19 protein-coding genes and 2 pseudogenes are annotated in these 22,458 nt (G+C 38.0%); 15 read left to right on the top strand and 6 right to left on the bottom strand.

The genetic code is table 11. The features are described from left to right. Positions 1-20: 20 nt before the first annotated feature. A pseudogene (locus tag TH67_RS09160) lies at positions 21-1,387 on the bottom strand (Na+/H+ antiporter NhaC family protein). Between the two features lie 119 nt (positions 1,388-1,506). Between TH67_RS09160 and pyrE the strand changes: the two are divergent. The 15 genes from pyrE to TH67_RS09085 all read left to right on the top strand — a co-directional run bounded on the left by pyrE (position 1,507) and on the right by TH67_RS09085 (position 17,155). Beyond that, positions 1,507-2,115: an orotate phosphoribosyltransferase gene (pyrE, locus tag TH67_RS09155; RefSeq protein WP_072595295.1), complete on the top strand. Its 609-nt coding sequence runs from the start codon at positions 1,507-1,509 to the stop codon at positions 2,113-2,115. Between the two features lie 242 nt (positions 2,116-2,357). Next, the gene (locus tag TH67_RS09150) at positions 2,358-3,047 is read left to right on the top strand and encodes a response regulator transcription factor (protein ID WP_072595294.1); all 690 of its coding nucleotides are present in this window, start codon (positions 2,358-2,360) and stop codon (positions 3,045-3,047) included. Then, entirely contained in the window at positions 3,037-4,464 is a 1,428-nt protein-coding gene (locus TH67_RS09145) for a c-type heme family protein (RefSeq protein ID WP_072595293.1), read from the top strand. The genes TH67_RS09150 and TH67_RS09145 overlap by 11 nt, the downstream gene beginning before the upstream one ends. A gap of 95 nt (positions 4,465-4,559) precedes the next feature. After that, positions 4,560-6,626, top strand: coding sequence for a multiheme c-type cytochrome (locus TH67_RS09140; RefSeq protein ID WP_021090404.1), 2,067 nt, complete (start codon positions 4,560-4,562; stop codon positions 6,624-6,626). 44 nt (positions 6,627-6,670) lie between these two features. After that, complete coding sequence (locus TH67_RS09135) at positions 6,671-7,429, top strand: FKBP-type peptidyl-prolyl cis-trans isomerase (RefSeq protein WP_072595292.1); 759 nt, start codon at positions 6,671-6,673, stop codon at positions 7,427-7,429. A 20-nt stretch (positions 7,430-7,449) separates the two neighbouring features. After that, a complete protein-coding gene (locus tag TH67_RS09130; protein ID WP_072595319.1) occupies positions 7,450-8,121 on the top strand; it encodes a 4Fe-4S dicluster domain-containing protein in 672 nt (223 codons plus the stop codon). 1 nt (position 8,122) lies between these two features. Then, complete coding sequence (gene nrfD / locus TH67_RS09125; protein ID WP_072595291.1) at positions 8,123-9,088, top strand: NrfD/PsrC family molybdoenzyme membrane anchor subunit; 966 nt, start codon at positions 8,123-8,125, stop codon at positions 9,086-9,088. Positions 9,089-9,102: 14 nt separating this feature from the next. After that, positions 9,103-11,718, top strand: a complete 2,616-nt coding sequence (ccsA, locus tag TH67_RS09120; protein ID WP_072595290.1) for a cytochrome c biogenesis protein — start codon at positions 9,103-9,105, stop codon at positions 11,716-11,718. An 8-nt stretch (positions 11,719-11,726) separates the two neighbouring features. Then, positions 11,727-12,551 (top strand): tetratricopeptide repeat protein, encoded by an 825-nt coding sequence (locus TH67_RS09115; protein ID WP_072595289.1) that lies wholly within the window; start codon positions 11,727-11,729, stop codon positions 12,549-12,551. A 78-nt stretch (positions 12,552-12,629) separates the two neighbouring features. After that, positions 12,630-13,748 carry a nitrous oxide reductase accessory protein NosL gene (locus TH67_RS09110; RefSeq protein ID WP_072595288.1) on the top strand — a complete coding sequence of 373 codons (1,119 nt, stop codon included), beginning with the start codon at positions 12,630-12,632 and terminating at the stop codon, positions 13,746-13,748. A 1-nt stretch (position 13,749) separates the two neighbouring features. Then, positions 13,750-13,935 carry a hypothetical protein gene (locus TH67_RS09105; RefSeq protein ID WP_054197437.1) on the top strand — a complete coding sequence of 62 codons (186 nt, stop codon included), beginning with the start codon at positions 13,750-13,752 and terminating at the stop codon, positions 13,933-13,935. Further along, positions 13,925-15,034, top strand: a complete 1,110-nt coding sequence (locus TH67_RS09100) for an ABC transporter permease (protein WP_072595287.1) — start codon at positions 13,925-13,927, stop codon at positions 15,032-15,034. The genes TH67_RS09105 and TH67_RS09100 overlap by 11 nt, the downstream gene beginning before the upstream one ends. Further along, positions 15,031-15,699 (top strand): ABC transporter ATP-binding protein, encoded by a 669-nt coding sequence (locus TH67_RS09095; RefSeq protein WP_072595286.1) that lies wholly within the window; start codon positions 15,031-15,033, stop codon positions 15,697-15,699. Before TH67_RS09100 ends, TH67_RS09095 begins: the two co-directional genes overlap by 4 nt. Further along, positions 15,696-16,649 carry a hypothetical protein gene (locus tag TH67_RS09090; protein ID WP_072595285.1) on the top strand — a complete coding sequence of 318 codons (954 nt, stop codon included), beginning with the start codon at positions 15,696-15,698 and terminating at the stop codon, positions 16,647-16,649. Before TH67_RS09095 ends, TH67_RS09090 begins: the two co-directional genes overlap by 4 nt. Then, positions 16,646-17,155, top strand: a complete 510-nt coding sequence (locus TH67_RS09085) for a hypothetical protein (RefSeq protein WP_072595284.1) — start codon at positions 16,646-16,648, stop codon at positions 17,153-17,155. The genes TH67_RS09090 and TH67_RS09085 overlap by 4 nt, the downstream gene beginning before the upstream one ends. A 116-nt stretch (positions 17,156-17,271) precedes the next feature. On the opposite strand, the pseudogene TH67_RS10865 reads toward TH67_RS09085, so the two are convergent. The 5 genes and pseudogenes from TH67_RS10865 to rsmA all read right to left on the bottom strand — a co-directional run. Further along, positions 17,272-17,394, bottom strand: a pseudogene (locus TH67_RS10865) (tetratricopeptide repeat protein); the annotation flags it as partial. A gap of 290 nt (positions 17,395-17,684) precedes the next feature. Beyond that, complete coding sequence (locus TH67_RS09080) at positions 17,685-18,458, bottom strand: pseudouridine synthase (RefSeq protein ID WP_072595283.1); 774 nt, start codon at positions 18,456-18,458, stop codon at positions 17,685-17,687. Between the two features lie 2 nt (positions 18,459-18,460). After that, positions 18,461-19,414 carry a KpsF/GutQ family sugar-phosphate isomerase gene (locus tag TH67_RS09075; RefSeq protein WP_072595282.1) on the bottom strand — a complete coding sequence of 318 codons (954 nt, stop codon included), beginning with the start codon at positions 19,412-19,414 and terminating at the stop codon, positions 18,461-18,463. Positions 19,415-19,423: 9 nt separating this feature from the next. Further along, positions 19,424-21,553 (bottom strand): ribonuclease J, encoded by a 2,130-nt coding sequence (locus tag TH67_RS09070; RefSeq protein ID WP_180371755.1) that lies wholly within the window; start codon positions 21,551-21,553, stop codon positions 19,424-19,426. After that, positions 21,519-22,361, bottom strand: coding sequence for a 16S rRNA (adenine(1518)-N(6)/adenine(1519)-N(6))-dimethyltransferase RsmA (gene rsmA / locus TH67_RS09065; protein WP_072595317.1), 843 nt, complete (start codon positions 22,359-22,361; stop codon positions 21,519-21,521). Before rsmA ends, TH67_RS09070 begins: the two co-directional genes overlap by 35 nt. Between the last annotated feature and the right edge of the window lie 97 nt (positions 22,362-22,458).

Genomic DNA, 22,458 nt, shown 5'->3' with positions numbered 1-22,458 from the left:
GGCGTAATTAACGCCAAATTTTATCCAAGTATCATAGCTCCAACTATGCCACCGATGATAAGTGGGATATTGAAAAATACAAATGTAGGTACACAAGTATCATATATGTGGTTGTGCTCACCATCAGCATTTAGACCGCTTGTTGGCCCAAGTGTGCTATCGCTTGCAGGACTTCCAGCATCTCCTAGAGCCGCAGCTATACCAACTAACAAGATGATGCTGGTACGCCAAAACCAAGACTAACGCATAGTGGCACATAGATAGAGGCTAAGATAGGTATCGTGCCAAAGCTAGTGCCTATGCCCATCGTAACGAGAAGTCCGATAAGCAGCATCAAAAATGCTCCGCCTATCTTGCCACCAGATACCAAGCTAGCGTATTTTACAAGCTCGTCTATTCCGCCACTCTCTCTTAGGATAGTGCCATAACCTGCAGCAACTAGCATGATAAAAGCGATAAATCCCATCATAGCAAGGCCATTGTCCATGATCTTATCTACTTTTTTGTATTCTATTCCGCCAAAAACGACCATAACCAAAAGTCCAAGTAGTGCGCCAAGAGGTAGCAGCTCAGTATAAATTTGCACACCAAAAGCCACAACTGCACCAGCTAAAACCGCCCACTCTTTTTTAGTCATCTCAAGGCTTTTTGCGCGCTCGATCTCATCAAGCTCTTCTTTTTCAAATTTTGAAGTTTTATAAGCTCTTTTTTTGCCATAAAAAAGTATAGCAAGGATAAGTCCGATAAGCATAGAAGCACCACCTATCCACATAACAGAAGAGATATCAGAAATAGATGTTGTTATGCCGTTATTTGCTAGCTCTTTTTTTAAGATATTGTGAAAAAGCAGACCAAAGCCAACGCTAAGGCTTACATAAGGTGCTTGAAGACCAAATGTCAAAGCACAAGCCACTGCACGTCTATCTATTCCCATTTTGTTCATAATAGCAAGAAGCGGCGGGATTAAAATAGGTATAAAAGCTATGTGAACTGGGATTAAATTTTGAGATAAGCACGCTATAAATGCGATAGTTAGTATAAAAATCACTTTATTTGAGCTAAGGAATTTACTCAAAGCATTTATCAAGATAGCAGTTAAATTTGTATTTGCGATAGCGGCTGCTAAAGCACCAAGTAAAATATAACTAAGCGATGTTTCAAGATTGCCTTGCATACCGCTTATGAGGCTTTGTGTAGTCTCTTTTAGGGCTGTAAAGAGACTATCGATCCCACCTGCAATGCCACTTTCAAATCCACTAAATCCATGCTTATACATTACTCCCGCAACAAGAGCAGAGATAAGGATAGAAAGCAAAATGTTAAAACGCAATAGACAAAGTATCGTCATTACCAAAATGCTAAAAACAACAGGATTAAATATAAGCATGAGCGTCCTTTTTGTGAGTGTTGAGAGATTATACAAATGTGTGGCTTATTAAATTTTAAAAAGAGTGGCTTAAGTGGGCTTGTGTTAAGATTTTGAGTAAATTTTAAAAGGAAAAAACGATGGATTTAGAGAAAATTTATAAAGAGGCTGGGGCGTATTTAGAGGGACATTTTTTGCTAAGCAGTGGCAATCACTCGCAGTTTTATCTCCAAAGTGCAAAGGTGCTTGAAGACCCAGCTTTGGCTGGAAAGCTAGCTGATGAGCTTGCCCGTGTGATAGAGAAATTTGGCATTAGATTTGATAGCGTTTGCTCGCCTGCACTTGGAGGAATTTTAGCTGGCTATGAGCTAGCTCGCGCAGCAAAGAAGCGATTTATATTTACAGAGCGAGTTGAAAAGGTAATGAGTCTTAGGCGTGGTTTTGAGGTAAAAAAGGGTGAGAAATTTATCGTTTGTGAGGATATCATCACGACTGGCGGCTCGGCACTTGAAGCAGCACGTGTGATAGAGAGCCTTGGCGGTGAGGTAGTTGGCTTTGCAGCACTTGCGAACCGTGGCTTTTGTAAGGTTACAAATTTAGACAATGAAGCTAAGCCAAATGCCAAACTACCAAGCGATAAGCCGTTTTTTGCTTTAGGAAATTTTGAGTTTGAAATTTATGAGCCTGAGCATTGCCCACTTTGTAAAAATGGAAGCAAAGCGATCAAACCTGGAAGCAGAGGTAACTAAAATTTATACTATAAATATAGCTATCTTTCTTTTTTAAAATTGATCGGTAGCTAAATTTTTAGAAAATCCAAAATAGTACTCATAGAAAAATTTTAATCAAGACTTCAAATCACTTCAACAAAAATTTATAGTTTAATTTTTAAAAGTAATCTGTCTTTTATATTGGTATGAATTATTTTTTAGATAATCTTATTTTTTAAGCTACCAAGTGATAATATCTGCTCAAAAAGCGAGATGAAGCTATGCAAGAATATGATATTTTAGACGTTTTATCAAACAAAAAGGTTCTTTGCCTTGAAGATGAAGAGGCGATTTTAAAAAATATTTGTGCTTCTTTGGAACTATTTTTTGCCGAAGTAAATGGTGTAACGGATGGCTATGATGCACTTGAGCTAGCGATGAGCGATGCTTATGATGTTTTGGTGCTTGATATAAGCGTGCCAAATATCGATGGCCTAGAGATCGCTAAAAAAGTAAGAACTATAAATCAAAAAATTCCTATTGTGATCTTATCAAGCCACGTCGAGCAAGAGTATTTGTGGAGAGCGGTTGAGCTAAAGATCACAAGGTATCTTGCAAAGCCATATGATAAAAAGTCATTTATAAAAGCCCTAGAAGACGTTGCTTTAGAGCTTGTTGGACGCAAGCCGACTCTTAGGCTAAATGATGAATTAGAATACGATTTTGGCAAAAAAGTACTTTATATAAATGGTGAAATTTCTCATCTAAGTAAGAGTGAAAGTAGGCTTTTAGAGTATTTTTTAAACAACAAAAATCAAACTATAACTTATGAACAAATTTTTGATTATATTTGGGAGTATGAGCAGCCAAGCAAAGAGGCGATAAAGACGATCGTAAAAGAGCTTAGAAGGAAGCTTGGCAAAGATGTGATTAAAAATTTATACGGTGTAGGTTATCTTTGTGAAATATAAATTTCAGCTAATCGTAAGTGTTTTTATCTTTGTTTATCTCTTAATATCCGCACTTGTTTTAAATTTTTATAATAATCTTGCAATGAAAGATGCCAAAAAAGAGGCGTATTATGTGCTTGAGAGTATAAATTCTGTAAGAGAATACATTGCAGGCGTTCAGCGTCCGCTAATAGAGCAGCTAAAGCGTGATGGCATTATAAAAGAGGATTTTTTTGACGAGAGACTGCTTTCATCTTCATATATAAGCCGCGAAATTTATAATATCCAAAAGAAAAAATACAATCTTGACTTTGACTACAAACTAGTCGCCATGGCACCTTTAAATAAAGCTCATGAGCCAAATGAATTTGAAGCGCAGGTATTAAGAGGCTTTAAAGAGAATAAATTTAGTGAGTTTTCAAAGATTATAAAAGATGAAAATGGCTCACAATTTTTTGTAGGGCTTCCTATAAGAAGTCAAAATACATCTTGCTTAGCCTGTCACAATAGTGAAAGTGCTCCAAAACAGATGTTGGATCGTTATGAAATTTCAAATGGAAAAATTTCTGAGGCAAGTGAGATGATGGCAATGCTATCTTTTAAAATCCCACTACGTGCCATTTTTTCTTACCATTTAAAAGAGGTTGTCATCATAATGAGTGCGATAGCCTTTGTATTTGGGATATTTTTGCTACTTGTTTATAAGATGCATAGGCGTGGCGAAGAGAGCAAAAGACAGACTGAGCAGCTAATGATACATCAAAGCCGCCTAGCCTCAATGGGCGAGATGATAGGCAATATCTCACATCAGTGGAAGCAGCCTTTAGCTCAAATCAGCTCAGCTTTAATAAATTTAGAACTCTATCAGGAGCGAAAAAAGCTTGATGAAGCAAAAATTTATGAGTTTATAGAAGAGACTAGCAAACAGATAAATTTTATGTCTGAAACGGTTGATGATTTTAAAAACTTTTTTAAGCCAAATACTTTAAAAAGGGAGTTTAGCGTAGAGGAAGTGGTAAATCAGACTATAAAAATTCTAAACGCCTCACTTAAGAAATATCAAATCGAAATAGAGATCGATATAAGAGAAAATTTTACGATTTTTGCGAATTTTAATGAAATAATCCAAATTTTAATAAATATTATAAACAACGCAAAAGATGCATTTAAACAAAGCTATGTAAAGCCAAGAGTAATAAAAATTTATACCTTCATAAAAGATAATCGTAAAAATTTATGCGTGCAAAATAATGCAGGAGCGATAAAGGCTTCGTTTTTAAAGGTTATCTTTGAGCCACACTTTAGCACAAAAGAGTCTGGCAGTGGGCTTGGTCTATATATGAGCCGGCTAATCGCTAGTAAAAATAACGCTCTAATCTTTGCTAGAAATGTAGATGAAAATAGTATTACATTTACAATTAGTTTCGAAAATTTATAATTTATTAAAATTCCCCCTTTTCTACCCTTTTTTGGTGTTAGTATTATCAGTATGAAATCATTTTGATTTTAGGATAAAAATTTAAAGGAGGGCACATGAGAAATCTACAAAAAGCCTTAGCTGGTTTGCTCATGGGTGTTAGCATCTTCGCTTCACAAGCCTGTTGCGAAGAGCATAATATGCAGATGTCCGATAAAGCACGTGATGTTATCGCAAATCCTAAAGGCACACTGCAAAGTAGAGGTGTTATCTCCTTGCAAGACTACGTCGTAGAAGAGCAAGAGATGTATAACTGGTTATTTAAAAACCACCCTATTTTTACAAAGTATGGTGGTAAAACCGTCGGTAAAATGGTCGTTCACGACCGTGGCTTAGAGTGGCTTGCCGAGGGACATGGCTTTGATATGTCAAAGCTTAGCAAAAGAGATGGCGGTAAGGGCTATAGTTCTATGATGTATAGAATTCCAGCCACTTCATCGCTTCAGTTTCCTAACAAATTTGTAGGACCAGAAAAGTGCGGTGAGTGTCACCCAGCTCAGTATGAAGTGTGGAGCAGATCTCGCCACGCAACTACTATGCGTTTCCCTGGTGAGCACCCAGAGGTTAATAACAACCTAACTGAGCCAGTATTTGACAAAGATACGGCTTCTATCCTTCCAAAAGGTATCACTCCAGATGTCATATACGCAACTGTTGGTCACTTAAGAACCAAAATGGGCTACGTTGATGCGTGGCTACTTCGTGGTACTTACTACGTTGAGGGCGGTTTGCTAAGAGATGGTACAGGTCAGATCGTAGCTGGTGGTAACCAATGGCAAAGAACATGGGCGTTAAATTTAGACGACGCAACTGTTAAAAAGATAAAAGAGCTTGTTCCAGAATTTCCTGGCACTCTTGAAGAGTATGGCGACAATGGCGGATATGTCAGAGGTCTAGCTTCATACGCCGCAAAACATAAAAAATCAATGTTTTTCCAAGCAAACTCATCATATTGTGAAGTTTGTCACCCAGTTAAATTTGATTTCAAATCAAAAGCAGAATTTTACGCAGCACTTGGTAATGCCAAAGAGCTTCAAAAACACACTATCTCAAAAGGTGTAAGCTGTGAGGAGTGCCACGGAGCTGGCGGTCACCTTGATGGGGCTACAAATTTTAGAACATCAAACTGCGAACGCTGCCACCAAAGGTTTAACTTTAGCCCAGATCTAGCTCGTGCTAATCCGCTTAATAACGGTAAGCTTGATCTATCACTTAGCTCTAAATTTAAATCAATGGGACCAGGATGTGGTTCTGAAGGTTCACAATCATACTTTACAGCTCACTACGACAAAGGTATGAGATGTGTTACTTGCCACGATCCACACGATAACACAGGTCCAGTTGTAGGTGATAAGAGTGTAACAGGTATGAACTATAATTCAGAACAAGGCTATCTAAGCTCATTCTATACTAAACCAAAGATTAGAAAAGAGTGTAAAGATTGCCACGAAACTCAAGCATATATCGCATCTAAAGCAGATACTCACAAAGATAACACTTGTGCATCTTGCCACATGCCATTTATGATGAGTTGTGAGAATTTCTATGCTGTTCAGTTCCAAGACAACGCTGGCTTTGATACTCAAAGAAGATCTCACATCTGGAAGATCATGGTTGATCCAAAAGAGAAATCTCTAGTACCAGGCGATGCTGCTAAAGGTCCAAGAGATGCTAAAGATTGGCACTTTGAGAGAGATAAAAATGGCCATAACTACGTTGACTTGATGTGGGCGTGCGCTAGAACATCTTGGGCTGATAAAGATATGAAAGATACCAAAGGCTGCCACAGCCCAGTACTATCTGAGCTAAAACCAACACTTCACTTCAAAAACCAAAAACAAGTTTATGATGAAGTTATGGGATGGCAAACTCCAGTTAAGAATGAATTCTCTGAAGTTAAGATTGGTATTGAAGGACTTTACTCACTACTTGAGACTAAAAAACTTGATGCAAGTGATAAAGTAAGAGTTTATGAGCTTATCCAAAATGCTCAAGAGATCATCGATATGGTTGAAAAAGATGGTTCGTGGGGTATGCACGGATTTAAATTTACTAAACAAAAACTCGATGCATCAAAAGAGTATATAAAAGAAGCTCAAAGAATTTTGAATAAAAATTTATAGCATTTAGGGGCTAGTTTTAGCCCCTTTAATCTTAAGGGTTTGATATGAAAAATAAGGTTTTAAAATTTACGCTACTTCTTAGCTTAAGTGCTTCTGGTTTGCTTGCAAATGTAGATTCAAATGAGTCTTATGCTATGGGAGCAACAAGTGGTGGATATGTTTTAAAAGGGTTACTTGAACAAAAACAAATAGGTATTAGCTACGATGCTGAGGCCGTTATCAAAGGTTTTAGTGATGCACTAAAAGGAGAGCTAAAACTAAGCGATGATGAGATAGCAAAGCTACTAAACAAAAGAGCTGAAAATTTAGACAAGATAGTAAAAGAAAAAGAAGCCGCCATACTTAAAGAGAATTTAAAGCAAGGCAAGGCTTTTATGGATAAAAATGCAAAAAATAAAAATGTAAAAACGACAAAATCAAAATTGCAATATGAAATTTTAAAATCAAGCAAAAAGGGAGCGACTCCAAAACAAGAGAGTATCATCATAGCAAACTACAAAGCTAGCTTTATCGATGGTAAGGTCTTTGATGAGACAAAAGAGGCTCCAGCTCATCTTTCTATGCTAAATTTGATCCCAGGTCTTGAAGAGGGCTTAATGCTCATGAAAGAGGGCGATAAGTTTAAATTTGTTATCCCGCCAGAACTTGCGTATGGCGATAGCGGCATGGAGGGCATACCTGGAGGCGAAACTATCGTTTTTGAGATAGAGCTTGTTAAGGTCTTAAAGCCAGGTGAGTTAGCCGAGGCTGCAAAGAAAATTCACGAAAAAGAACTAAATGAGGGCATCAAAAAGCCTCATTAAGATATAAAATGGAGTTAAAAATGCAAAATCAAAAAAATAGAAGAGCCTTTTTAAAAAGCATGGTAGTTGTGGCTGCTGGTGCTGGTGCGGCAAGTAGTGGTTTTGCTTTTAAGAGTGAAGAAAGTGTAAAAAAACCACACTTTGGTATGATATTTGACCAAAATAAATGTGTTGGCTGTACGGACTGCGAGATAGCTTGCAGAAAGGTAAATTTAGTCCCAAAAGGACAGATGAGACTTTTTATAGAAGATAAGACTAATCCTAAAAATTTACTCGATAAAAGATTTGTAAGAGTGTCTTGTCAGCAGTGCGTTGATGCGCCTTGTGTGGCTGTTTGTCCGACCAAGGCTTGTCATAAAGACGAAAAAACTGGCATACAAACTACAAATATAGATGATTGTATTGCCTGTAAATACTGCATTGTAGCCTGTCCATACGATGTGAGATATATCGATAAGGTTACGCACTCAGCTCAAAGCTGTAACTTTTGCGTAGATACAAATTTAAAGGACGAAAAAGAACCAGCTTGCGTAGAAGCTTGTAGATATGAGGCGATCGTCTTTGGTGATCTTAACGATGAAGATTCGCACATCAGTAAGCTACTAGCCGTAAAAGATAGCATAAGGCTAAGAGCAGAGCTTGGCACAAAACCAAGCCTTAGATATATTCCTAAAGTAAAAATGGGGGTGTAAGATGGATGGTGCATTAAATTTTACTGCAACATTTTCGCATGGAGTAGAGTGGGGCTGGCCGATTGCTGTTTATCTTTTGCTAGCTGGTATGAGTGGTGGAGCGCTAATCGCTGCCATACTTTTAAAACACTATAAAAAGCAAAAGAGCTTTAGTCCATTTTTCAAGGCTGCTTCGCTTTTAGCCTTTGTTAGTATCATGCTTGGTATGGTTTGCTTGATAGCTGATCTTGAAAAGCCACTTTTGTTCTGGAAAATTTTGATTAATTATAATTTCACATCAGTTATGTCTATCGGTGTTGCTGGACTTTGTGTATTTATACCGCTTAGCTTTTTGATGTGCCTTTATGCATTTAATGATGAGATTTCAAATTTCTTAGCCAAAAGTTTAAAATCATTTAGCGCTCTTTTTGCACTAATAATGAAAATTTTAATACCGCTTTATCCATTTTTAAGTCGCATTTGTCTTATTTTTGCTGTAATAATTTGTGCTTACACTGGATTTTTGATCTCAGTTTTGATTAGATTTCCACTCTTAAACACAGCTGTACTTCCAGCTTTATTTATAGCTTCAGGACTAAGTGCTGGTATAAGTGGCAGTAGCTTGGTCGCAGCAGCTTTATTTAAAGAAGATCCACATTCAAGCGACCTTCATTCGCTTCACAGCGTAGAATTTAGCGTTTTGGGAGCTGAAATTTTACTCATTTTAATGCTTTTTGTATCGCTTTTACTTGGTTCAAGTTATCAGCAAAATGCAGCTATTGCTTTTTATAGTGGCGTTTGGGCAAATTTCTTTTGGCTTGGTGTTGTGCTAGTTGGCTTCATTGTGCCTTTTGTTTTAAATTTTGCATTTGGCAAAAAAGTAGCTAGCCTAAAATTTAGCTTTTATATCAGTTCATTAGCGGCTGTTATCGGTGTTTTACTGCTTAGGGTGTTTATACTTTATGCGGGACAAACTTATAGCATTTAAGGTAGAGGCGAGCGATGAGAATTTTAAATATCTACCGCTTGTCTTTGATATTATTATTTATTCTTGCTTTTGGTGCAGGGCTTGCGACTTTTTTAGAAAATTTTTATGACACACAAACGGCCAGAGTGCTTGTTTACGAAGCGCTTTGGTACGAGTGTGTTATGTTTGCTTGTACCATTTGTCTAGCCATTAGTATCATAAAAACCAAGATGTATAAAAAATTTGGCGCATTTTTGATACATCTTGCTTTTATCGTTATATTTATCGGAGCTGCGCTTACAAGGTATTTTGGCGAAGAGGGCGTTATGCATCTTAGAACCTTGCAAAGCTCAAATGTAATGCAAAGCGTTAAGCCTTATCTTAGAGTCGAAATGCTTGGAGAAAATTTTAGTTATCCATTAAAATTAAGCTTATTTGGTAAAAACGACTTTGAGTTTAAAAATTTTATAGATGGCAAGGAATTTATAATTAACTTGCTTGGGTATAAAAAAGATGAGAAAAACGCTCCGGCTACGCTTAGTTTAGAGATAAGCTTTAACGGCGAAAAAAAGAGTATTAAACTAAAAGGCGGAGCCGGATATGAGCTGGAGCCTAGTGTACTAAGTTTTGGTGGGCAAGAGGCGAAATTTTACTTTAGTTCAAAGGCTTTAAATTTGCCATTTTCATTAAAGCTTGACGAGTTTATTTTAGAGCGATATGCAGGGCTAAATAGTCCATCATCTTATACAAGTAAAGTAAGTATCGCTGGCAACAAGTACGACATCTCGCTAAATAATCCACTAACGATTGATGGCTATAAAATTTTTCAGTCTTCATACGATCCTGACGAGCTTGGAAGCGCTTTTGAGATCAGCCGTGATCCTGGCAAAATCCCAACTTATATCGGATATTTTTTGCTTTGCCTTGGCTTTGTGGCAAATTTATTTAGTAAAAAGAGCCGATTTTTTAGGCTGCTAAATTTTATAAAAGGTTCGCAAATCGCATTTTTGGCTATCTTGCTTTTAAATGCTACTCCAAATTTTGCTAATGAAAATAATAAAAATTTAGACGCTCATGCAAGCAAATTTGCCAAAATTTTGACTCAAGCTGATAGCAGAATCGCTCCAGCTGGCTCTTACTCAAGAGCTGTGATAAGTAAAATTTCAACCAAAACCACGCTCTTTGGGCTTAGCAGTGAGGAGCTAATGCTCTCTTTTGCCATCTCGCCAAAAGAGTGGATGGACAAAAGGATGGTAAAGATCACAAGCGAGCGCGTGGGCGAGCTTTTGGGTGTTAATGAAAAATTTGCTAGTTTTAACGATATCTTTAACGAAAATGGCGAGTATAAGCTGGCTAAATTTGTAGAAGTTGCAAATGAAAAATCCGCCTCAAAAAGAGATAAATTTGACAACGACGTTATCAAATTTGACGAGAGATTAAATGTCTTGTATCTTGCATTAAAGGGAGAAATTTTAAAATTTATACCAGCTAAAAATGGCGATAAATTAACGTGGCTAGGCGTAAATGAATCCTTTGGCTCAAGCGAAATTTCAAACGAGCTTAAAAGCGTTTTAGGCGCTTATATAGAAAATTTAAGCCTTTGCGTAAAAAGTGGCGAGTGCAAAGAGGCTGATAGGAGTTTGGAGAAAATTTCAAGCTATCAAAGAAGCACTCTAGGCTCTCTTGCGCCAAGCGAGGCAAAGGTGGAGCTTGAGGTGCTTTATAACCAAATGGAAATTTTTAAATTTCTTATATATTTTTACATGATCCTTGGGCTAGTTTCGCTCGCTCTTGGCTTTTATAGGCTATTTTCTGGAAAGAAATTTAGATTTGAAAAAGCGCTTAGCCTTGCATTTTATTTTGGTTTTGCGGTGCATTTGTTAAATTTAGCTCTTCGTGCTTATATCTCAGGACATGCACCTTGGAGTGATGCATATGAGAGCTTAGTGTATATCTCGCTTGCAAGCGTACTAGCTGGAGTTTTATTTTTTAAACATCAAAGCTTTGCTCTTGGAGCTGCTTCACTTTTTGCAAGTGTGAGCTTGCTTGTAGCTCATCTAAATTTTATAAATCCACAAATAACAAATCTAGTTCCAGTTTTAAAGTCATTTTGGCTTAGCGTGCATGTAAGTGTCATCACGGCAAGCTACGGCTTCTTGGGCTTTAGTTTTGTGCTTGGGCTTCTTGGGCTTCTTTTAATGGCTATAAAAAATCAAAAAAACGAGCAAAAGCTTAGTGAGCAGATAAGATACCTCGCCGCAACTAATGAGCTAAGCCTCATCATAGGACTTAGTTTGCTAACTATTGGAAATTTCCTTGGCGGCGTCTGGGCGAATGAGAGCTGGGGTAGATACTGGGGCTGGGACAGCAAAGAGAGCTGGTCGTACATTACGATAATTATTTATGCCATTGTGCTTCATTTAAGATTTATCCCAAGATTAAAAAATATTTTTACCTTTTTAGTAGCTAGCGTGCTCTCTTTTGGTTCAGTTATTTTTACCTATTTTGGTGTAAATTTCTATCTAAGTGGACTTCACTCATACGCAAATGTCGATGGATTTAGCGTTTCAAATTTGCTTTATTTGCTTTTAATGCTCTTGGCTTTGCTAATCGCCTTTGCTTATAGAGGTAAGGATATAAAAGAGATTTAGGAGATATGATGAAAAAGAGTTTAGTTTTATTGTTTGCTTGTTTGGGACTATTGAATGCTGGCTATATCAAAGAGGCTTTAAGTGCAAAAGACGACCACAACAAGCTAGCACAAATTTATGAAGATGCTTGTGACAAAGAGAAAAAGGCATCAGGCTGCTACAATCTAGCTGTGCTTTACAGCAGAGGTGATGGTAACGTCAAAAAGGATGAAGCAAAGGCAGCAATGCTTTATGAAAAGGCTTGTGATCAAAATTTCTCTATGGCTTGCAGCAACCTTGGCTACGTCTATGAAAAAGGCAAAGGGGTGGAGAAAGACCTAGAAAAAGCAGTTAAATTTTATGAAAAGGCTTGTAAGGATAATGAGGGTTGCACAGAGCTTGGCTTGCTTTATGCAAATGGCACCGGCGTGACAAAGGATATTGAAAAGGCAAAAGAGCTTTACGAAAAGGCTTGCAAGGCAGGGGACGGCATAGGATGTAGTAATCTTGGCTATTTGTACGCGCAAGGTGAAGGTGTCGAGAAAGACTATGCAAAAGCCAAAGTAAACTACGAAATGGCTTGTGCAAACGAAGCTGGCATAGGATGTGATAATCTTGGCTTTTTATATGTTTATGCACAAGGCGTTGATCAAAACCTTACAAAAGCGACAAAACTTTATGAGCAAGCGTGTATATATGGATATGAAAAGGGTTGCAACAACTACGCTATCATGCTAGCTGAAGGCAAAGGCGTAAAAGAAGATGTAGAAAAAGCACGTGAAATTTTCACTAGAAGCTGCACAAATGGCTTAAAAGAGGCGTGTGAGAATTTAGAAATTTTAGGAAAGCATTGATGCTTTGATAAAGCCAGGCCAGTGGCATTTAAAGCTTATGTAATATAAAAAATGAGACAAAATACTAAAGGAGATAATATGATTTTACGTTCCATCTTGGGTTCAGCACTACTGGCGAGCCTACTTTTTGGTGCCTCGGCAAATGAGCAAACTGTCAAAATGAAACCGATGTTTCAAAGCGTAGAGCCAAGCAAGGCTACACTAGTAGGAAGCGGTGAGGACAAGGAGTATTGTGCTGTTTGTGGAATGAATTTGGTTAAATTTTATAAGACTAATCACGTATATAACGGCAAGCAAGTAGCATCACTACACTGCCTATACGAGCTAACAGAAGGTAAGATCCCAAGTGATGCACAAGTTGTCGATACTAAAAATCTAAATTTGATCGATGTAAATAAAGCCTTTTATGTCGTTGGTAGTAGTGTCAAGGGCACAATGACTAGAAATAGCAAATACGCTTTCTCAACTGAGGCTGACGCAAAAGAATTTCAAGCAGAAAATGGCGGCGAGATAATGAATTTTGCTAAAGCTTACGAGGTCGCTGGACAAGACTTCGCAGGCGATAATAAAATGATCAAAGCTAAGCGTGAGGGCGGCGTTTACGCACATGGTAAGGAATTTTACGAGGCAAACTGCGACAAAACTGATCCAAAAAGCTTTAAAGCTATCTCTGAGCTAAAAGCTCATCTTAAAAAAGTATGCGATGCAAAAGAGGCTAACAAAGCTCCAGAGTACGACAAGCACTTGCAAGCCGCTGCTCTTTATCTATGGGACGCTCCGGTAAATTTAGGTACTAGCAACCAAGCTTCAAAACCTAAACAAGAAAAAAAACCTGAGAGAATAGTCGTGCCAAAGGGCGCGAGATGTGCGGTATGTGGCATGCTTGTCAAAAATTCTCCATGGGCTACGCTCATCAAAGCAGATGGCAAGGATTATTATTTTGATGGCGTAAAAGATATGGCACAATTTTACTTTGCGGATGGCAAAATGAAAGATGCTTATGTGAGTGATTATTACACGCTAGAAAAGCTTGATGCAAAAGATGCGTTTTATGTTCATGGCTCAAACGTTTATGGACCAATGGGTGATGAGTTTATCCCATTTAAAGATGAAGCAAAGGCATGGAGCTTTTTAAAAGATCATGCCGGCAAAGGTGTCATAAGATTTGACGAGATAAAGAATTTTATCGGTAAATAGTGTGAAATTTCTAGTTTTTTTGGCGTTATTTTTTGGACTCTCTTATACGCTTTTGGCGGCACACTATCTTAGCTTTGATCATAAAGCAAAGCAAGATGAGCTAAGAGAAATTTCTAAAATAACAAGAGCAAATGCTGCTTTTAGTTTTAACCAAAAGGGGCAAAAAGGCTTTGTCTATGATAGGTAAAAATTTTATAAACTACGCTGTGGTTCTGCTTTTTAAAGATAGGAAGGATTACCTTTTTAGCTTTTGCCTCTTTGCACTCATTATCTTTGTGCTAAGCTCGGTACTTTTTATCTCTGGATCGATCCAACATGATCTTATAAATTTAGTAAAAGATAGATCAAGTATCGTAGTGAGTGCATTTCGCGCTGGTAAAAATGATCTAATGCACCCTGGCTATATCTACGATATCTCGAAGATCGATGGAGTAAGCGATGTAAGGGGCGTAGTTGATGGAGAGTACTACTTCGTTCAAAAGCGTATTTGGTTCCATCTATATGAAGATGATAGCTTAAAAGAGGATGAGATGATCGTCGGAGAAGGTGTAAAGGCAGCGATGAATGAGCTTTACTACGATGAGAGCTTTAATTTTCTAACTGAAGAGCGCATGATACCAGTAAAGATAGTAAAAACCATGCCAAAACAAAGCGGACTTATCACAAATAACGCCATATTTTTGCACCCAAAAACGCTAAGGGCTATCTTAAATTTAAAAGATGAAGAGTACACAAAGCTCTATGTCGATGTGCCAAATAGCGAAGAGATCAGCCAAGTGGCTTTAAAGATTGAGAATTTATATCCAAACTCATTTGCCATTAGCATAGAAGATGAGGTGGCAAACATTAGACATCTTTATTACTATAAGGGTGGAATTTTTATGAGTATTTATGTTAGCGTTATGCTAATATTTTTCGTACTGCTTAAAAACCAAATTTCACTTGCTTACGGAAGTAAAAAGCGCGAGATAGCCATTTTGCGAAGTATCGGCTTTAGTATAAAAGAGATCATATTTTTAAAATTTATACAAAATTTCATCGTTAGCGTTAGCGCATTTTTGCTTGGCGTTATGTTAGCTTATCTCTTTGTATTTGTTTTTAATGCTCCTTTTTTAAAGGGGATATTTTTAGGTGATGAGCTTTTAAATTTTACAAATTTCACGCCTATTTTGGAGTTTGATAAGCTCTTTTTGATCTTTGTCTTTGGCGTCATACCATTTTTGGCATTCGTGCTTATCCCGTCGTGGCGTGTGGCGTGTGGCGACATAAATGAGGGGCTAAAATGATAAATGTAAGAGGCGTTAGCCTAGTCTATAACCAAGGCAAACAAAACGAGTTTTGCGCTCTAAAAAATATAAATTTAGACGTTAATAACGGCGAGTTAGTGATACTAAAAGGCGTTAGTGGAAGTGGTAAAAGCACTCTGCTCTCGCTCATAGCCCTACTTCAAAAGCCAACTAGCGGAGAGATTTTGATAGACGGCACTAACATCGCAAAGCTGCCTGACACGTTTTGCTCTGAGTTTAGGCACAAAAGGCTTGGGCTTGTCTTTCAAAATTTTAACCTCATCGAGGGTTTAAGCGTCTATGAAAATTTGTTAGCTCCGTTTGCTCTAACAAATTTCAAGGCAAACGTGCGTGAAGAGATGATAAAAAAGGCTCTAAACCTTGCAAATATCTCTCACAAAAGAGATGAAAACGTATCAAATTTAAGCGGTGGCGAACGCCAAAGATGTGCGGTGGCTAGGGCTTTGTCAATGGACGCTGATATCATTTTGGCTGATGAGCCAACGGCAAATTTAGATAGGCAAAATGCGCGCGCATTTTTAGGATTGCTAGAGTCATTTAAAGCGCTTAAAAAAAGCGTTATAGTTGCCACTCACGATAGCATTTTTGATGAGCTAAGTGCAACAGATAGGGTTGTCAGCTTGCAAAACGGAGAGATAGTATGAGTGTCTTTTTATCAAACGCCGTTATTGCCTTTTTGTTAGCAGAGTTTGTACTTTTGGTTTTGATGAGCATTTCGCTCTTTTACGTCGTTAGGATCGTGAGGTCGTGGGATTACAACGCGCTAACATCGCTTCAATACTCGCTTGAAAAACAAAACTATCTTGTAAATACTATCTTGCTTTTTTGCGTCTGTATAAAGATCGTATTGTTTATATTTTTTGCACTTTGCCTAAATGAACTCTCTGATATTGTGCCTGGTGCTATGTGTTCAGCTGGCGTGATTGGCTCAAATAAATTTGGTGGCATATTGATGCTCACTAAAATTTTGCTGATCTTTGGGCTTGGTATTTGGCTGGTTATAAATAAGCTTGACTTGCAGGCTCTAAATTTCCCTTATCTAAAGAAAAAATATGTCATTTTTATCTGCCTTTTTGTTATGATACTACTTGAGCTTGGTATAGAAATTTCGTTTTTTTACAATATCCCACTAAAAGTGCCGGTCTTTTGCTGTTCTGTTACTTTTCAAGCTCCAAAGCTACCATTTGGCTATACAAATTTTGGCTTAGTAAGCGTATTTTATGTACTATTTTTTGTTATTTTGGTGCTAAATTTTTTAAAGCAAAGTATGGCGAGCTTTGTGGCAAATTTGTTGTTTTTGGTGCTTAGCTACTATGCCATTACTTACTTTTTTGGCCTTTACGTTTACGAGCAACCAAACCATAAATGTCCATACTGCATGCTAAAAGGTGACTATTTTTATGTTGGCTACCTTATCTGGGACAGTTTGTTTCTTGGTGTATTTTACGGTCTTATGCCATATCTTGTTGAGATCATCACAAAGACAAACTACTCACACAAGCTTAAATTTTCATCGATCTGGTTAGGTGTTTGCGTGTTGATATGCTCGCTTTATGTACTCAAATACTATTTGTTAAGAGGATTTTTATTTTGATAAAACAAATTTTTTCTTTGTGTTTGTTAGCTCTAGTTTTAGCTGTACTTGCCTATAATGCCGACATAAGCGACGATAAAATTTTAGTTTTAAATAATGGCAAATCAGAGCCGATCGAGCAACTTACGCCAAATAAATTTATATGTTATGAGAGTAGGACGCTTATCGCTGATAACAACGACACAGCCCAAGCCATCATGCCAAATGGCGACATCTACTTCTTTAACGACATCACAAATTCTTTCATCTGGTATATGGCTGAAAAAGATAAGGAGAAGATCAAACTATATATCTATTCAAGAGATACAAATCGCTACATCCTAGCGCAAAATGCGTGGTATTCAAGGGTTGATATCACGCCTATGGGATACGGCATAGGGGCGTACGAGTTTCACACATATGGCATAAACGACAACTACTTTAAAGAGGTCTTGCTCTACGCAGCACGAGGTGAGACGCTACTAAATCCATATATAAACATCCTACTTTCAGAAAATAAGATATAAATTTATGAAGCTCTAAATTTGCTAGAACCCTGTTGGATTATTTTTAGTATTAAAGGCCTTTTTCGTTTAACTTTTTATAAACGTCACACCCTGGTTGAAGCCCTAATTCGCAAGCTTTATAAAAATATTCTTTTGCTATGTGGTAGTTCTTGTTTTGCGCCTTTGCCTTTTAGATAAAAAGCTCCTAAATTAAAACAACCGCGATTGTATCCATTATTGCAAGCTTTTTCATATAATTCTAGGGATTTACTGTAGTCTTGCTCCTACACCTTGACCATCCTTGTATAATTCCTAAATTATGACAAGCATAGGTAACATTATCGTCGTAAGTTTTTGCCATTGTTTAGTTGCTTTATCATAAGTCACCTTTATTGAGCTTCAAGTCTAAGCTCAATAAAGATCCTTACAAAGACTGGTAGCTAGTAAAATAATGGATAAAAGAACAGCCTTTTTCTTTTTTCTCCATTTTTGTAAATTTATTGTTGTTTTGGTTTAGCTTGTCTTCTTTTATTATAGGAACAAGCCAAATTTAGTATCTAACGTTATTAACCTTTAAAAAATCTCTTAGGTCTTCGTATTCGCTGTTTTCAAAGTAGCGCCATTTGCCAGGCTTTAGCATATCAAGACTAACGCGCCCAAAGCTAACTCTTTTTAGATCCATAACTTCAAGGTCAAAGTAGCCAAAGAAGCGGCGTAGTTCTCTGTTTTGCCCCTCGTTGATGATGACCTTTAGTTTTGTGTAGCCACCACTTGAGCCAAAGACTTTGTAGGCTAGAAATGGCTTAAATTCCATTGATTTTATAGTGGTTTTTGCGTGAGCGCCTTTGGTAGCATCCTTGGCAAAAAAGCCATTTGTCATAGCCTCAATCACCTCTTTTGTCACCTCGCCTTTTACCTTTAGATAGTATTCGCGCTCTAAGTCGCTATTCATCAAAGCTGTGGCGATTGCTGGAGCGTCAGTTAGTAAAAGTAGCCCTTCACTTGCATAGTCTAAGCGTCCTACGCTAACAAATTTTGCAAATTTCTTATCTAACGTGTCGTAGATCGTCTTTCGTCCGCGGTCATCTTTTTTGCTAACTAGCTCGCCCTTTTGTTTGTGATAAACGATAACGGTAAATTCTTTTTTTAGCTTTATCAAACGGCCATTTATACGCACTTTGTCATCTTCATCCACGCTTGTAGCAAGGTCGCTAACCACACGCCCTGCTACGCTAACCTTACCAGCTTTTATCAGCTCATCTGCCTCACGGCGTGAGTAGTTTGTGTTGTGTGAGATAAATTTATTTAGTCTTGTTTTTTCCATTTTTATAGTCCTAAACTTGCAAGGTCGTGGATGTGTAAAACTCCAACAGGTACGCCATCTTCAACAACGACAAGAAGCTGAATTTTATATTTTTCTATCAAGGCTAATGCATCCACAGCTAACATTTCCTTGTCGTTTATCTCTTTTGGATGCAATGTTGCAAATTTCATTGCTGGCTCGTCTAGGTCAAAGTCCTCTCGCATAAGTGCACGCCTAAGATCGCCATCGCTTAAAATAGCATCTAAGACACCATCTTTATCGACGATTAGGACCGTGCCAAGTTTACCGTGCGTCATAGTATCGATTGCTTTTTCTAAGCTCGCATTCCAGCGAACTATCGGTAAATTTTCGCTTCTCATCACATCTTTTACCTTTAAAAATAGCCTCTTTCCAAGGCTGCCACCTGGATGAAAATTTGCAAAGTCCTCTTTTTTAAAGCCTCGCTTTTGCATCAAACAAACAGCTAAGGCATCACCAAGAGCTAACGTTAGCGTAGTTGATGCCGTTGGAGCAGCGTTTAGTGGGCAGGCCTCTTTTTCTACGTCTATACCGATAAATGCATCGCTAAATTTACCAAGTGAACTTGTTTTACTCCTTGCCATTGCGACGATCTTTACACCAAAGCGCTTTACATGAGGTAAAATTTTGATAAGCTCATCGCTTTCGCCACTAAAGCTAATGGCTAACAAAACATCATCCTTTTCTATCATACCAAGGTCACCATGCATAGCCTCTGTTGGATGCAAAAAAAAGCTTGGCGTACCAGTACTAGCAAGCGTGGCAGCGATCTTTGCGCCTACATGACCGCTCTTGCCTACGCCTGTTACTATGACCTTGCCTTTTGTATTAAATATCAAATTTACAGCATCTTCTATCTCTACGCTTTTAGCATGTCTTAAAAGCTCGTTTGCTTCTATCTTTAAAACTTCGGCTGCGATTTGGTTGATTGTTTGCATAAATTTCCCCTACATTAGATAGATGATCGGCACGATAGTTGGGTACTTTTTGACCTTTCTAAAGATGTGCTTTCTAATCACTTGGCGCACTTGTGACTCAAGCAATCTACCATCTTTTAAAAGCTCCTCTTTGACATTGCTTAAAAACTGCGTCAAAATTTCTTGCATCTCTTTGCTAAACTCCGCATCTTGTTTGTTACCCACAAGGCCGTAGCTAATAACGCGAGGCTTGTTTATAAGCTTTGCGCCATGACGCGAAATTTGAGCGATTATCATGACTACACCTGCTTCAGCAAGGTTTTGTCTATCGATGACGACATCGTCTGAAATTTGTTTATTTATTTGATTGTCTATGAAGACTTTACCAGTTTTTACCGTTTTTACACGTTTTAAGTATTTTTGACAGATCTCCATTTGATCGCCATCACTCATTAGATAGATGTTTCTCTCGTCTACGCCGCAGCTTATAGCTGTCTCTTTGTGCTTTGCGATATGATTGTACTCGCCATGCACCGGTAAGAAAAATTTTGGTTTTATGAGGCGAAGCATCAGCTTTTGCTCTTCTTGTGCTGCGTGACCGCTGACGTGGATCTCGCTAAAGTCTTGATAAGCGACGCTTGCGCCTGATTTTATTAGGAAATTTAATACAGTTGAGATACTGCTTTCATTGCCAGGGATCGCCTTTGAGCTGATGATGATCTGATCGGTTGGTTTTATTTTGATGTATTTGTGTTCGTCGGTAGCCATTCGGTAGAGCGCGCTCATAGTCTCACCTTGAGAGCCTGTGGTAACGATCAGCACCTCGTTATCTTTAAATTTGCCAACCTCGTTTGCATCGATAAAAATTTTCTTATCAAGTTTGATGTAGCCAAGCTCCATTGCAGTATATAAATTTCTCTCCATTGATCTACCGATGACACAGACTTTGCGGTTATATTTTAGCCCCCACTCGATTGCCTGATAAACGCGGTGGATGTTTGAGCTAAATGTGCTCATTATCACGCGTCCTTTGGCCTTTGAGAATATCGCATCAAAGGTTTTGCCCACGCTACTTTCGCTTTTGGTAAATCCTTCGCGGTAGCTATTTGTGCTATCACTCATTAGACATAATACGCCTCTTTCGCCGTAGTATGCAAGTCTGCCAAGATCTGTCGGATAGCCGTCGATCGGCGTATGGTCGATCTTAAAGTCACCCGTATGGATGATGGTGCCCGCCTTTGTCGTGATAGCAAGTGCTGAAGCATCGATGATAGAGTGAGTTATGTGTATCCACTCAACCTCAAAGTCGCCTATCAAGTACGGCTTGCGCTTTTCGACAGAGCGGAAAAGCGAGCGCTCCTGCTTTAAGCCGTGCTCTTCAAATTTATTATTTATCATACCTAGCGGTAACGGCGTGGCGTAAATCAGAAATTTAAACTCTTTGTAAAAATATGGCACTGCGCCGATGTGATCTTCGTGCGCGTGAGTGATGATGACGCCTTTTATTTTATCTTTTATTTTTCTAACATAGTCAAAGTCTGGGATGAGGATATCCACGCCGTGCATACTCTCGCTTGGAAAGCTCATACCGATATCAACAATGATAGCACTGGTTTCGGTTTCAAAGATAGTCATGTTTCCGCCGATCTCGCCAAGACCGCCAAGTGGAGTTATGCGAATTTTATGTTCGCTTGAGTTTAGATACTTCATCGGCTCCAGACGAAGCTCGTGAACGGCCTTGTTTGCCACCATTGCACTTGCAATATCTTGCTGCCACTGCTCATTACCATTTAGTTTTGCAGGTAAATTTTTCTTTGGCTTTTTAGCCTTTTTTGGTTTATCTTTTTGTTCTTGTGTTTTGGTTTTTGTTTCTTGTGATTCTTGTTTTTGCTCTTTTGGCTTATTATTTTCGCCATTTTTGTTTTGATTTTTATTGTTTCTTGGTTTTTTTGGGCGAGAATTTTGGCTCTTTGGCTCGGCGTGCGTTTCAGTTTCAGCTTGCTCTGCTGCAAAGAAGTTATCTATCACGCTTTTGCTTGCTAGTGAAGCTTGCTCGGTAATTTCGCTTTCTTGTTTTGGTTTGTTTTTTGGTCTAAATCTTCGTCTTTTGTTGTTTTTGCTTTGATTAGTTACAACTTTCTCTTCGTTTTTGTCGTTCATTATCTTCCTTTAATCTTTCAAATACTTTTAGATAAGAATCGACATCTAGCTCGTGTGGACGCAAATTTTGGTTTAAAGCTAGGCTTTCAAAAATTTCTTCTAACGCATTTTTGTCAAAATTTGTAGATAAATTTTTCAAAAGCGTCTTTCTTGGCGAAGCAAACGCAGCTCTTAAAAATACTTTAAAAGCCTCGTATTGTTTTGCATCTTTGAAAATCCCGTCTTTGCCAAAAATCTTTTTTGTTTTTTGTAGTTTGATGACTGAAGATGTGACCTTTGGGGGTGGATTAAAAAGCTTTGCATCCACATCAAACAAAAGCTCACACCTGCCTTGGAGTGAAGCTAGGATTGATAAGGCGCTAAATTCTTTATCCTTGCTCTTTGCACTAAATTTAATAGCAACCTCTTTTTGTATCATCACGATAAGCCCAAGGCATTTTTCGTCATCTATCGCATTTAGTATCATCTTCGTAGCAACGTAATAGGGTAAATTTGCGACCAAAAAGTAGTTCTCGCTACTTAGTCCACCCTCTTGCTGCCACTGCTCTAATGCATCTTTACAAAAAAGTTTTAATTGTCCATTTTGGATCTCATTTGCAAATTTGACCTTTAAAATTTGAAACAGCTCACAATCTATCTCAAAACAGGTTGTCTTATAAATTTGCAAAAGTCTAAATGTCAAATCACCTAAGCCAGGCCCAATTTCAACGACGTTTGCTACGTCCTTGGGTATCGCTTGGATGATCTTGTCTAGTGTCGCTTTGTCTTGTAAAAAATTCTGTCCAAAGTGCTTTTTTGCCTTTATCATAGCCGCGATATTAGCCAAAAATTACTTATACAATGATTACAAGTTTAGTTTAATCATATATAAAATGGACTATAATCACTAAATAATAACGAAATAG

The sequence above is a fragment of the Campylobacter concisus genome (assembly GCF_001891085.1).
GTDB lineage: Bacteria > Campylobacterota > Campylobacteria > Campylobacterales > Campylobacteraceae > Campylobacter_A > Campylobacter_A concisus_O.
Note: the sequence above shows the minus strand (reverse complement) of the source record. Positions and strands in the feature narration are given on the sequence as shown.

Excerpts from the sequence above, each read along its gene's own strand:
- TH67_RS09095 (WP_072595286.1), top strand. The coding sequence starts at position 15,031 with ATGATAAATGTAAGAGGCGTTAGCCTAGTCTATAACCAAGGCAAACAA.
- TH67_RS09110 (WP_072595288.1), top strand. The coding sequence starts at position 12,630 with ATGATTTTACGTTCCATCTTGGGTTCAGCACTACTGGCGAGCCTACTT.
- pyrE (WP_072595295.1), top strand. The coding sequence starts at position 1,507 with ATGGATTTAGAGAAAATTTATAAAGAGGCTGGGGCGTATTTAGAGGGA.
- TH67_RS09100 (WP_072595287.1), top strand. The coding sequence starts at position 13,925 with ATGATAGGTAAAAATTTTATAAACTACGCTGTGGTTCTGCTTTTTAAA.
- TH67_RS09150 (WP_072595294.1), top strand. The coding sequence starts at position 2,358 with ATGCAAGAATATGATATTTTAGACGTTTTATCAAACAAAAAGGTTCTT.
- TH67_RS09135 (WP_072595292.1), top strand. The coding sequence starts at position 6,671 with ATGAAAAATAAGGTTTTAAAATTTACGCTACTTCTTAGCTTAAGTGCT.
- TH67_RS09130 (WP_072595319.1), top strand. The coding sequence starts at position 7,450 with ATGCAAAATCAAAAAAATAGAAGAGCCTTTTTAAAAAGCATGGTAGTT.
- TH67_RS09070 (WP_180371755.1), bottom strand. The coding sequence starts at position 21,553 with ATGAACGACAAAAACGAAGAGAAAGTTGTAACTAATCAAAGCAAAAAC.
- rsmA (WP_072595317.1), bottom strand. The coding sequence starts at position 22,361 with ATGATAAAGGCAAAAAAGCACTTTGGACAGAATTTTTTACAAGACAAA.
- TH67_RS09075 (WP_072595282.1), bottom strand. The coding sequence starts at position 19,414 with ATGCAAACAATCAACCAAATCGCAGCCGAAGTTTTAAAGATAGAAGCA.
- TH67_RS09080 (WP_072595283.1), bottom strand. The coding sequence starts at position 18,458 with ATGGAAAAAACAAGACTAAATAAATTTATCTCACACAACACAAACTAC.
- TH67_RS09115 (WP_072595289.1), top strand. The coding sequence starts at position 11,727 with ATGAAAAAGAGTTTAGTTTTATTGTTTGCTTGTTTGGGACTATTGAAT.
- TH67_RS09090 (WP_072595285.1), top strand. The coding sequence starts at position 15,696 with ATGAGTGTCTTTTTATCAAACGCCGTTATTGCCTTTTTGTTAGCAGAG.
- TH67_RS09140 (WP_021090404.1), top strand. The coding sequence starts at position 4,560 with ATGAGAAATCTACAAAAAGCCTTAGCTGGTTTGCTCATGGGTGTTAGC.
- ccsA (WP_072595290.1), top strand. The coding sequence starts at position 9,103 with ATGAGAATTTTAAATATCTACCGCTTGTCTTTGATATTATTATTTATT.
- nrfD (WP_072595291.1), top strand. The coding sequence starts at position 8,123 with ATGGATGGTGCATTAAATTTTACTGCAACATTTTCGCATGGAGTAGAG.